Source organism: Phycisphaerae bacterium (assembly GCA_012729815.1).
Classification (GTDB): domain Bacteria; phylum Planctomycetota; class Phycisphaerae; order JAAYCJ01; family JAAYCJ01; genus JAAYCJ01.
Map to the genome: position 1 here is coordinate 1 of JAAYCJ010000031.1, position 11,336 is coordinate 11,336.

General features: G+C 63.8%; 7 protein-coding genes and 1 tRNA gene. 4 read left to right on the forward strand and 4 right to left on the reverse strand.

What is annotated here, in order from left to right; translation table 11 throughout:
- A partial coding sequence (locus GXY33_02395) for a hypothetical protein (protein ID NLX03974.1) occupies positions 1-454 on the forward strand: 454 nt, incomplete at its 5' end.
- A gap of 210 nt (positions 455-664) precedes the next feature.
- Here GXY33_02395 and carB read toward each other — a convergent pair.
- The 4 genes from carB to GXY33_02415 all read right to left on the reverse strand — a co-directional run bounded on the left by carB (position 665) and on the right by GXY33_02415 (position 6,632).
- A complete protein-coding gene (gene carB / locus GXY33_02400) occupies positions 665-3,865 on the reverse strand; it encodes a carbamoyl-phosphate synthase large subunit (protein NLX03975.1) in 3,201 nt (1,066 codons plus the stop codon).
- Between the two features lie 181 nt (positions 3,866-4,046).
- Positions 4,047-5,156 carry a hypothetical protein gene (locus tag GXY33_02405; protein NLX03976.1) on the reverse strand — a complete coding sequence of 370 codons (1,110 nt, stop codon included), beginning with the start codon at positions 5,154-5,156 and terminating at the stop codon, positions 4,047-4,049.
- Positions 5,157-5,215: 59 nt separating this feature from the next.
- Complete coding sequence (locus tag GXY33_02410) at positions 5,216-6,340, reverse strand: hypothetical protein (protein NLX03977.1); 1,125 nt, start codon at positions 6,338-6,340, stop codon at positions 5,216-5,218.
- A 218-nt stretch (positions 6,341-6,558) separates the two neighbouring features.
- Positions 6,559-6,632: transfer RNA gene (locus GXY33_02415), tRNA-Cys, on the reverse strand.
- A 407-nt stretch (positions 6,633-7,039) separates the two neighbouring features.
- On the opposite strand from GXY33_02415, the gene GXY33_02420 reads away from it, so the two are divergent.
- The 3 genes from GXY33_02420 to GXY33_02430 all read left to right on the forward strand — a co-directional run.
- Entirely contained in the window at positions 7,040-8,104 is a 1,065-nt protein-coding gene (locus GXY33_02420; GenBank protein ID NLX03978.1) for a substrate-binding domain-containing protein, read from the forward strand.
- A gap of 31 nt (positions 8,105-8,135) precedes the next feature.
- Entirely contained in the window at positions 8,136-8,903 is a 768-nt protein-coding gene (locus tag GXY33_02425; protein ID NLX03979.1) for a prepilin-type N-terminal cleavage/methylation domain-containing protein, read from the forward strand.
- A 58-nt stretch (positions 8,904-8,961) separates the two neighbouring features.
- Positions 8,962-11,336 (forward strand): hypothetical protein (locus tag GXY33_02430; GenBank protein ID NLX03980.1); only part of this gene is annotated, 2,375 nt, incomplete at its 3' end.

Here is an 11,336-nt window from a genome sequence, read left to right on the forward strand (position 1 = left end):
CATTCTAGGACTGGCTTTGCTTGTCGCGGGATGCGCTTCGCAACAACCGTCCGTCGACGTCCAAGCCGACCCCGGTCAGAACCTGGCCATTGGCCGGGTGGTCAAGGTCTATCGGGGCGATCTGTTTAAGGCCGATCTCCAGTCGTCCCACCCGACGCTGGGCCGGCAGGTGTTTGTGCAGATCGCGGGCATCAGTTGCCGCGAGATCAAACCCCCAAGTTGCTCCTCCTGCACCGGCGCCCTTTTCTGCGATCCCGGCGCCGAGGCCCGGAAGTTCGCCCTGGCCACCCTCAAAGACGCCCGTCGGATCAGTCTCCACAACATCCATCGGAACGATTCACAGCGGCTCTATGCCCTGGATCAGACCCCGTTCGTGGTGGCCGATGTCGAAGTTGATGGCCGTGACTTGGCCTCCGTCCTCATCCAGGCAGGATGCGCCGAAGTCTGTAACTGACTTTATCAGTTAAGCTTATCGATTCTGACTACTTCTCCGCGCGTAAAAAAGCCCGTTCTTTCGAACGGGCTAGTGGAGGAGGATTCTGCAAAGAAAGCGATTTTGACGATGTCTTGTGTTCTGGCTCTAACAGAATATACGACGGTTTCTCACAGAGGTTCTCGCCAAAATCTCCCACTTCTGCCACCTACGGTCGCCAGTTTTATGATTTTATTTTATGTTCGCGTGGTAATCCTGTAGCGATCGGACGCACGGGCGGCTGGCCCGGGCGGCTTCGATGCCCCGGGCGGCGGCGATGGCCGCGGTGGCGGTGGTGATGTACGGGATCTTGTGCTTGATCGCGCTCTTGCGGATGTACGAGTCGTCGTACTGCGAGAGCTTGCCGACGGGGGTGTTGATCACAAGCTGGACCTCGCCGTTCTTGATCGCGTCGCCCACGTTGGGCCGGCCCTCGTGCAGTTTCTGGACCAGTTCCGCCTCGATGCCGTGCTCCGCCAGGAAGTTGCGGGTGCCTTCGGTGGCTTTGATCTTAAAGCCCAGGTCGTTGAGACGCCGGGCCGCCTCCAGGACGGCCAGCCGCTCGCGCGGCGAGACGCTGATCAGCACCGTTCCCTCGGTCGGCAGTCGCTGCTGGCAGCCGTCCTGCGACTTGAAGTACGCCAGACCGAACGAATCCGCCAAGCCCAGCACCTCACCGGTCGACCGCATCTCCGGGCCTAATAGCGGGTCGGTCTCGGGGAACATGTTGAACGGGAAGACCGCCTCCTTGACCCCGAAGTGCGGGATCCTCCGCAGGGCCAGGTTGAACTCGGAGAGCTTGCTGCCCAGCATGAGCTGCGTGGCGATCCGGGCCATCGACAGCCCGCAGACCTTGGAGACCAGCGGCACCGTCCGCGACGCCCGCGGGTTGGCCTCGAGGACGTAGACCGTGTCGTTGGCGATGGCGTACTGCATGTTCATCAGCCCGACCACGTTCATCGCCATGGCGATCTTTCGCGTGTACTCGCGGATGGTTTCGAGGTGCTTGGCTGGGATGCTGAACGGCGGGATCACGCACGCCGAATCGCCCGAGTGGATGCCCGCCAGTTCGATGTGCTCCATGACCGCGGGCACGAACGCATCGGTCCCGTCGGCGACGGCGTCGGCCTCGGCTTCGATCGCGTTTTCGAGGAACTTGTCGATCAGGATTGGGCGCTCCGGCGTGACGTCGACGGCGGCTGAGAAGTAACGCCGCAGCTCCTCCTCGTCGTGCACGCACTCCATGCCGCGTCCGCCCAGCACGTACGACGGCCGGACCATCAGCGGGTAGCCGATCCGGCCGGCGACCGCCAGCGCCTGCTCCGTCGTGCTCGCCATGCCCGATGGGGCCATCGGGATGCCGAGTTTGGTCATCATCTCCTGGAAACGGTCGCGGTCCTCCGCCAGGTCGATGGTGTCCGGCGTGGTGCCGATGATCTTCACGCCCGCCGCCGCCAACTCGCTGGCGATGTTCAGCGGCGTCTGGCCGCCGAACTGCACGATCACGCCCTCGGGCTTTTCTTTTTCGTAGATGCTCAGCACGTCCTCGACGGTCAACGGCTCGAAGTACAGCTTGTTCGACGTGTCGTAGTCGGTGCTGACCGTCTCCGGGTTGCAGTTGACCATGATCGACTCGAAGCCGGCGTCGCGGAGGGCGAACGCGGCGTGGACGCAGCAGTAGTCGAACTCGATGCCCTGGCCGATCCGGTTGGGCCCGCCGCCGAGGATCATGATCTTCCGCCCGCTACTGGCGGTCGTCTTGTCCGGCGCGTTGTAGGTCGAGAAATAGTACGCGGCGTTTTCGACGCCGCTGACCGGCACCGGCTCCCAGCCTTCGACCACGCCCAGCCGCGTCCGCTGCTTGCGAATCTCGACCTCCGGCGTCTGCAGCAGTTTGGCAAGGTACCGGTCGGCAAAGCCGTCCTTCTTGGCCTGGACCAGCAGCTTGTCCGGCAGCGGCGAGCCGCGATGCCGCAGAATCTCTTCCTCGAATTCCACCAGTTCCTTCATCTGCTCGATGAACCACGCCTTGATATGCGTCTTGGCGTGGAGCTCCTCAACGCTCACGCCCTTGCGCAGGGCTTCGTACATGATGAACTGCCGCTCGCTGCCCGGTTCGGCCAGCAGGACCATCAGCTCGCTCGTCGATTTGCGGTTGAAATCCTTGGCGAACCCCAGGCCGTACCGCCCGGTCTCCAGCGACCGGATCGCCTTCTGCAGCGCCTCCTTGTACGTCTTGCCGATGCTCATCACCTCGCCGACCGCCCGCATCTGCGTGCCCAGGCGATCCACCGCGTCGCGGAATTTCTCGAATCCCCAGCGGGCGAACTTGACCACCACGTAGTCGCCCGACGGCGTGTACTTCTCCAGCGTGCCGTCTCGCCAGTACGGGATCTCGTCGAGCGTCATGCCGCCGGCCAGCATCGACGAGACCATCGCGATCGGAAAACCCGTCGCCTTTGAGGCCAACGCCGACGAGCGCGACGTTCGCGGGTTGATCTCGATCACCACCACCCGGCCGGTCCTGGGGTCGTGGGCGAACTGCACGTTTGTCCCGCCGATGACCTGGATGGCCTCGACGATGTCGTACGAATGTTTCTGCAGCCGCTCCTGCAACTCCTTTGAGATCGTCAGCATCGGCGCGGTGCAGAACGAATCGCCGGTGTGCACGCCCATCGCGTCGACGTTCTCGATGAAGCACACCGTGATCATCTGGTTCCTGGCGTCGCGGACGACCTCGAGTTCCAGTTCCTCCCAGCCGAGCACCGACTCCTCGATCAGCACCTGGTGGACCAGGCTCGCCTGCAGCCCGCGATCGACAATGGTGCGGAACTCCTCGATGTTGTAGACCAGGCCGCCGCCCGTGCCGCCCATCGTGTACGCGGGCCGGATCACCACCGGCAGCGGGATGCGTTCGAGGATGCGTTCGGCCTCCTCCAGGCTCGTGGCGATCTCGCTCCGCGGCACCTCGATGCCCAGCGACGCCATCGTTCGCTTGAACGCCATCCGGTCCTCGCCCCGCTCGATCGCGTCCACCTGCACGCCGATCACCTTCACGCCATACTTGTCGAGCACGCCCGCCTTGTGCAGCTCGGATGAGAGGTTCAGGCCCGACTGGCCGCCGAGATTCGGCAGCAGGGCGTCCGGCCGCTCCTTGGCGATGATTTCCGCCATGTACTCGACGTTCAGCGGCTCGATGTACGTCCGGTCGGCCATGCCCGGATCGGTCATGATGGTGGCTGGGTTGGAGTTGGCCAGTACGATCTCGTAGCCGAGCTTGCGAAGGGCCTTGCACGCCTGCGTGCCGGAATAATCGAATTCGCAAGCCTGCCCGATCACAATCGGACCCGAACCGATAATCATTACTTTCTTAATGTCATTCCGTCTGGGCATCTGCGCTCCATCTCCGCCAATGTATCTCTTCCGCCATGGATTAAGACGGGCGGACCGCGCCCGTGCCCTACTCCAGCGGTGCGTGCTTGGGGAAATATTCTACCGATCCCGCCGCGGCAAGAAAAGGCCCTAGACGAGACCGGGCGTCAGGAGGCGGCATCCGGCTTGGCCGCTGTCGCCGTCACTGTGCATCGGCATGGCCCGTCCTGGCCAGCGTGTCCTTGAGCCGTTGGGCGTGGTCGTAGCCGTTGGCGGAGATGATTCGTGAAAAACCCGTGCGGATGCGCTGGCGGCAGCGGGCATCCACCGGCGCGGTCCACTGGACGATCGCCACGCGGGCCGCTTCGCAGGTCTCGTACATCTCGTACAGGTCGTAGAACTCGCCCTGGAACGGGTTGAGGGCTGAGAGGCCCGGCATCGCCAGCATCCGCGGCCACCACTGGTGCCCGCGGCCGCAGAAGTGGATCCACCCGCCGAATTCGGCGAGCAGCTTGGCGTCGAAGTCGCGGACGAACGCGTCGTACTGCCCGCCGCTGAGGTTGACCGTCGAGTCGTTTCGGATGCAAAGGCCGCCCAGGTGGTTCCACGTTCCGTCGTGCTCCTCGATCGGACAGCCGTCGACCTCCCGCAGCGCTCGGACCGTCTTGCGGATCGTCTCGGTCACCAGGGCCATTAACCGTTGGATCAGCTCCGGACTGTCGTAAATCGCCATGTAGATCGCCGAGCCCCAGATGATCGAGGCGTTGTCGAACGGGCCCTGGATGTCGAACACCTGCGAACCGACGGCCTGCGAGAGCTTCGGATAGGGCTTTAAGGCCTGGCGGAAGAACGCGGCGGTCTCGAGCACACGCGGCATCAGGCCGGCTTCGAGGCCGGGCGCGTCGGCGTCGAGGATCTGCCTGAGCCGGGACTCGGAGACCTCCATGCCGATGGGCAGAGTCTCATCGAACGTGTGGACCGGGCAGCCGAACATCGAGGCGATGATGCCCGTGCCGTAGTTGGCCCGAAGGCCATAGAGCCGGTCGTCGCCGAGCTTGACGCCCGCGTAGACGTCGCGCAGCTCGTGGAGCAGCATCTTGGCGGGATCGTCGAAGATTTCGGCAAAGCCGTAGTTGGGCCACTCCTCGTCGGCGACCGGAAACAGAATGGCGGTCGGCACGTGCTCGACCGGCTCGAAGGCGAACGCCCGCCGCTGAAGCTCCCGCGTCCGCGCCACGTGCTCCAGATCGATCATCGACTCGAGACGTTCGAGACACTCGGTGAGAGTCCGGTTGTTTTCAAGGTTCGACACGTTCACGCTCCTGACTTCGGCGCCTTGTTGTCATCCAGAGCCATCCCAGCCGCCGTCGGTCAGCTCCCGTCATCCGGGCCGGTCAGACGGATCGTCCCTTCGAACACCGTGCCGAACGTGTTGCTCCGGGCCTTGTCGATCGTCTCGTTGCCCACCAGGTACACGCGGTTTCCCTCAGCCGCCGCGGCTGCGCTGCATATCCCATACGGCAGCGGCTCAAGGCAACTCCACCGCCCGCTTCGCGTGTCGAACGCCCAGACCTCCCGCGAAAAACTGACCATCTCCAGACTCGCCACGTGGTTCTGCATCAGCACGCTCACGCCGTACCCATCGACCACCCAACTGGCTCCGCCCGCCAGCACCACCCACCGGTCCGCCACCGTGAACCCCGCGGCGACAAACGCCCTCGGCGGCGAGGCCAACCGCGACCAGCCGCCACCGGCCAGGTCGAACGCCCACGCTTCGGAAAACGTCTCCAGCACCGTCCGACCGTCGCGTTCCTGATAGGCGTTGCCTCCTGTCTTCTCACGCACCCCGCCCAGCGGGACGTCGTGGCCTCCGATCACGTACAGCGTGCCTCCGCAGACCGCCATCGCCGCACCCCATCGCGGCTTGCCCGGAAAGCGGGTCACCGTCTCCCAGCCCGACCCGGACCGCACGTCAAGCCGGTAGATGTTCAGGTCGTCCACCGCGTGCTCAGGGTGCGGACGCCAGCTCGTGCCGAACGCGGTGTAGACGTGGTCGCCGTCGGCTGCGGTCGTTGGAATCGACGCGCGCGACGGCCGATCCGCCAGCCGCCGCCACGCACCCCCGCCTTCGGCCACATCGAAAAACCAGACCTCGGCGATCCCGTCGACCTCGCCGTCAGCCGACTGGCGACGACCGCCCACGACGACCAAACCGCCCCCCGCCGCCACGCCCGACGTCCAAGCCACCCCCACCGGCAGCGGAGGAAGCGGCGACCAGTTCCCCAACGGCGCGTCGATCCGCTCACCAGCCACCCGCGCCGGCGCCTTGCCTTCGGCCCTCTGCCCGGTCGGCAGCGCGAACCCGAACTCCACTTCCCGCCACGGATACCCCATTCCGCCCGCCACCAGCAGCCGACCCTCGACAATCCCCGCCGCCACGCCCTTGACCATCGCCGGATACACCAGCCCTTCCCGCCAGCCAATCTCGATCGCCACCGCTCAGTCCTCCAAGCTCAACATCCGAAACCACCGATCCAGCATTCTCCCCGCGCCCAGCCCACAATTTCCAGCATTCTCCACCCCGAACCTCCTCGCACAATCCGACACAGGAAGACTCCGGGCTCTGGGGAGACGGGGCGTCAGGCGGTCAGCAGATCGGGCAATCAGAGAAAGCCAGAGCGGGAGGAACTCTTGCGGTTGGAGGGAGTAAACAAAGGCCGCGGTGGGATTCGAACCCACGAATAACGGATTTGCAATCCGTCGCCTTGATCCACTTGGCTACGCGGCCGAGTTGGTTAACTATATCCAAATCAGCCTGCGAATCAAAGGCCTTTTCGTTCGAATCAGCACGGAGCACGCGGAACACGCGGAGGGAGAGGAAGGGAGAATACCGGAAGGCAGAAGTCAGAAGCTGGTAGGGGGCTGTTGCCTGACTTCCTGTCGTTCCCAAAGGCCGACGCCTAGGGGCCTTTTGCTAAAGCAACGACCATGCCGCGAATAACTTAAAGTCGAGTATTATAGTTAATTATTATAAATGCACCTGTTGTCTTCATTCTCGCTTCTGAATTCTGGATTCTGGCTACTTTCCCTCCGCGTATTCCGCGTGCTCCGTGCCGGGTCTTCTGCTTTGGAGTAGATTTTTCTTGAAATAGGACCACGTTGGTATTATACTCGGATACTGTACCGAGGTGGTATATGCTCAAGTACCAGAGAGTGGCCCAGTTATTGGAGAAGCGGATCCAGCACGGCGACTACGCCGTCAAGGATATCCCTCCGGAGCGGCAGCTTGCCATCCAGGCTGGGGTCTCGCGGATCACGACCCGCAAGGCGATCCAGGTGTTGATCGACAAGCGGATTCTGGTTCGGCGGCCGAACGGTCAGTTGGAGGTCAACCGTCGGATCGGCGAGAGTTCCCGGCGGCTGCAGTTGGCGTTCCTCGAACCGGCATTTCATTCGCTCTACTCCGATCTGTGGCGGGTGCCGGTCGAGATGGCCGCCGACAAGCTTAAGGCATCGGTTCGGCCGGTGGACTTCGTCCACTGGGACGACCCAACCATCCTCGATACGCTCAGCAACTTCGACGGGGTGTTCCTGCTGTCGGTCTCCGAGGACCTGCCGGCGGAGGTGCTGAACCTGCTCAAGAGATCGCCCGCGCCGGTGGTGGTCTTCGATCAGGACCTGACCGAGCATGGGATTCCATCGGTGTTCATCTCGCCGCCGGTGTTGGTGCAACAGTTGCTCGACCATCTCGACTCGCTGGGCCATCGGCACATCGACTGCCTGAACACTCAGCCGCGGGAGCCGGTCTGCATCAAGCGGATCGAGCAGTGGAATCTCTGGCGGGCCCGCCACGGTTACGCCGGCCGGCTCGTCGACGAACCGGTCCAGTCGTACGGTTTCGCGTGGATCCAGGCCTACGAGGTGATGGGCCGCCTGCTGGACAACCACGAATTTGACGCGACGGCCCTCTTTTGCACCACGCAGTCGGTGGCCATCGGGGCGATGCGGGCGATGCACGAGCGCGGCATCCGCGTGGGCACGGACGTCTCGGTGTGCGCCGCCAACGACGACGGCACCAGCCGGTACCTCTGCCCGTCGCTGACCTGCGTGCGGATCGCCGATATCACGCCGCACATGACCCTCTGCGTCGAGTGGATGGCCCGCGGCGGCGAGAACTGGATCGGCCCGCTGCTGCTGCGGCCGACCACCGATCCGCTCTACCTGGGCGAAACCACCGGAAGAAGAACTGTCGATGGCTGATTGTTGATTGCCGATTTGAAAGAGGACAGACATGAACCGCCAAGCCGCCTCTTGCACCAACGCGAAATCCGAAATCCGGAATACAAGATCTTTCACGCTGATTGAGCTGCTGGTCGTGGTGGCGATCATCGCCGTGCTGGTCTCGATCCTGCTGCCCGCCCTCAGCGCGGCGCGGGACACGGCCAAAACGGTGGCGTGCCTGAGCAACCAGCGACAGGCGGGAATCGTGTTTCAGCAGTATTTCGACATGTATTACGACGTGATTCCTCCGGCGTCGTGGTGGCCTCAGCCGCCGATGGCGGGCGTTGATTACCGCATCTGGGCCTGGCTGCTGCTGGACGCCGGTCTGGTTCGCCACGGCGTCGGCCCCAACGACACGTATCCGGAGGTGATCGCCCTTAATGCCGGCACCTATCCCGAAGGCGTCTGGCGGTGCCCAGCGGGAGACGCCTCGCCGGATTGGTGGATGAACCAGACCCACTACGGCATGAGCGGAAACCTGACCCACATCGATCCGGTCGTCCTTCCCCGTCGCAAGTGGTATATGCGGGTGACCCAACTGCCGGACCCGGGGGCCAAGGCCCTTCTGGCCGACTCGCTGCACTCCGGCCTCAACCACCACGCGATCTACATAGAGGATCCTGCCTATTATGGCATGTTCAGACATCGTGACGCGACCAACCTGCTGTTCTTCGACGGCCATGCCGTCACGAAGGCGCGCGGTCCGAACGATCCGGTCATGATCTTCTCCAGGTTCGTCAACGATTTCTGCAAATACGCCGGGTGGAACGACGAATAATCGCGCGATGGGCTCGCAAGACCCATCGGTTTGACCCTCTGTACACATAAGGATCATCATGGTGCGCCACGGACTCGTTGCGTCTTGTGTTCTGGTTTGGATCTGCCTGATCTGCGTCTCGCACGCGGCTGAGCCGCGGCTGATCGACGACTTCAACGACGGTCAGGTTACCTGGAGCAGTTGGGTCTCGCCCGGCGCGGACAAGCCGACGCTGACGATCTCATCGGACGCCGCGGAAGGCGCCGGATCGCTGCTGGTGGAGGTACCCGAATCCGGAGAGACCACGCTGGTCTGCCGGCTTGCCCTGCCCGCGCCGGAAGGCTGCGATGCGATCTCGTTCTGGGTCAAGCGCGTCTCCGGCAATATCGCCTGCGACGTTCAGTTGGAGGAAGACCCCAAGCTCTGCCAGGGCGTCGATTGCTTCCGGACCTCCATGCCCGTTCCGTCGGGCGATCAGTGGACGCGGGTTGTGGTCCCGTTCGAGAGATTCCGCTACTCGTACACGATGCACGGCGAGGGCAATCAGCAATTCGAGAAGGACAAGCTGTGGGCCTTCGCGTTTGCGGTTTACCATCAGGAACCCTTTGCGTTCAAGCTCGACTATGTGGAGTTCGTCAATTCGGCCGACGTTTCTCCTGCCCAGAACCCAGCGGCGGCCGAGGCATCCGGGAATCTCCTTACCGGCAACACCAGCTTGGAGCTTGGAACCAGCGGCTGGCAGACCGATGGTGCGGTCGACGCCTCCACCGCCGCCGTCGGCGCCCGGAGCCTCAAGTGCAACGGAGCGGGCGTCCACTGCGCCACCGGCCGGATCAAGCCGGATCGGCCGTACACGCTGTCATTCTACGCCAAAGCCCGAACGGCGGGCACGATCAACGTCTCAGCCTGGATGAACTACAGCACCGTGCTGAATCGCCAACTGCCGCTGACCTCGCAGTGGACGCGGCTGACCGTCGAGCTTGCGCCGATGGCCCAGCCGATCGGCGCGGGGATATTCTTCGGCACGACCGATCCGAACGAACCGATCTGGCTCGACGCGGTCCAACTGGAAGAGGGTGCGACGGCCACCGCCTACCGCGATCCCGATCCGGTCGTCATCCAGGCCACCAGCGGCGCGCGCAGCGAAGTGGTCGTGCTGCGGGAAGGCAAGCCGCTGACGCTGGACGTTGCCTTCTTCAACGCGCGATGCCCCAATGAGGCCTTGCCGCTGTCGGTTGACTATACCGTCTCCGAAGCGACGCTGGGTCCGATCGGCCGCTCCACGCTGCAACTGGATTTGGAGACCGGTAAGACCTCCGAAACCACGCTGGAACTGCTGCCGACGATGCAGCCGGGCTACTACACCGTCCGATTCGTCGTTCGCGATCGGACCGGGTCGATCCTCAACGAATACGTCAGCCCCGTCGCCGTGGTGCGCGAGCCGAACCGGATCGCCATCGACGAGAGTTTTTTCGGCATGCACACCGACGGCTTGTACGCCATCGGCTCCGACGCCCTTCACGCCATCGGCGTCAACTGGATACGCCACGGCGGAGCGCTGTGGGACGGCGTCGAAAAGGAACCGGGCCAATTCAACATGCCCAAGGGCCTGGCGGTGATCGAACAGGGCTTCGGCGCGTTGGTCACCATGCTGACCGTCCCGCCGCCGGCCTGGGCGCGGGGTGCGGACGGCTTTCCCGCCTCGCCGGACCTGATCAAAAACTACATCGAGAAGGTCCTTGCGACCTACAAGGACGAGATCACCTACTTCGACTTCCACAATGAACCCGACCTGACGTTGCCGCAGGTCGCGCACCGCGCGCGGTCGTTCGCCGCCCTGCTGAACGCGGCGCATCCAAGCTTCCAAGCCGCGGGCAAGAAACTGGTCTTCGACGTCTGCGGCGACGGCCATGCCTTCACCGCGGAGGTCATCAAGGACGCCGCCGATTCGTTCGACGTCTACGCCCCTCACCCGTACGCCAATCCGCGCTACCTCGGTCCCGACGACGTGGCGTTGGGTCCGGAGGTGGGCAACATGCAAAGCCGCCTCCGCGAGTTCATCGACCTCTACCAATCGCATATGGGCGGCCGCGAGTTCTGGATCGGCGAACTGGGCTGGGGGCTCGACGCTCGCGCCTCGTGCGACAGCCGGTGGGCCGCTCGGTTCGCGGCGTACCTGGCCCGCGCGCATCTGGTGGCCCGTTCGTTCCCGCAGATCAAGCGTCTCATCTGGTTCCGGGACATCGGCTGCACCGAAGGCGGGCTCTACGAGTACGGCATCTGGCGGCATCAGGATGGCGTCAAGCCGCTGCCGCCCGTCGCCGCCTACGCGACCGTCGCCAAGCTGCTCGACGGGGCGACCCCGCTGCCGATCATCTCGGATTACGACATCAAGATCTACGCCTACAGGAAGGACGACCACGTCGTTCTCGCCGCGTGGGATTCGCTGGATGA

Coding starts and splice junctions, on each gene's coding strand:
- GXY33_02425 (NLX03979.1), top strand. CDS start 8,136: ATGAACCGCCAAGCCGCCTCTTGCACCAACGCGAAATCCGAAATCCGG.
- carB (NLX03975.1), bottom strand. CDS start 3,865: ATGCCCAGACGGAATGACATTAAGAAAGTAATGATTATCGGTTCGGGT.
- GXY33_02420 (NLX03978.1), top strand. CDS start 7,040: ATGCTCAAGTACCAGAGAGTGGCCCAGTTATTGGAGAAGCGGATCCAG.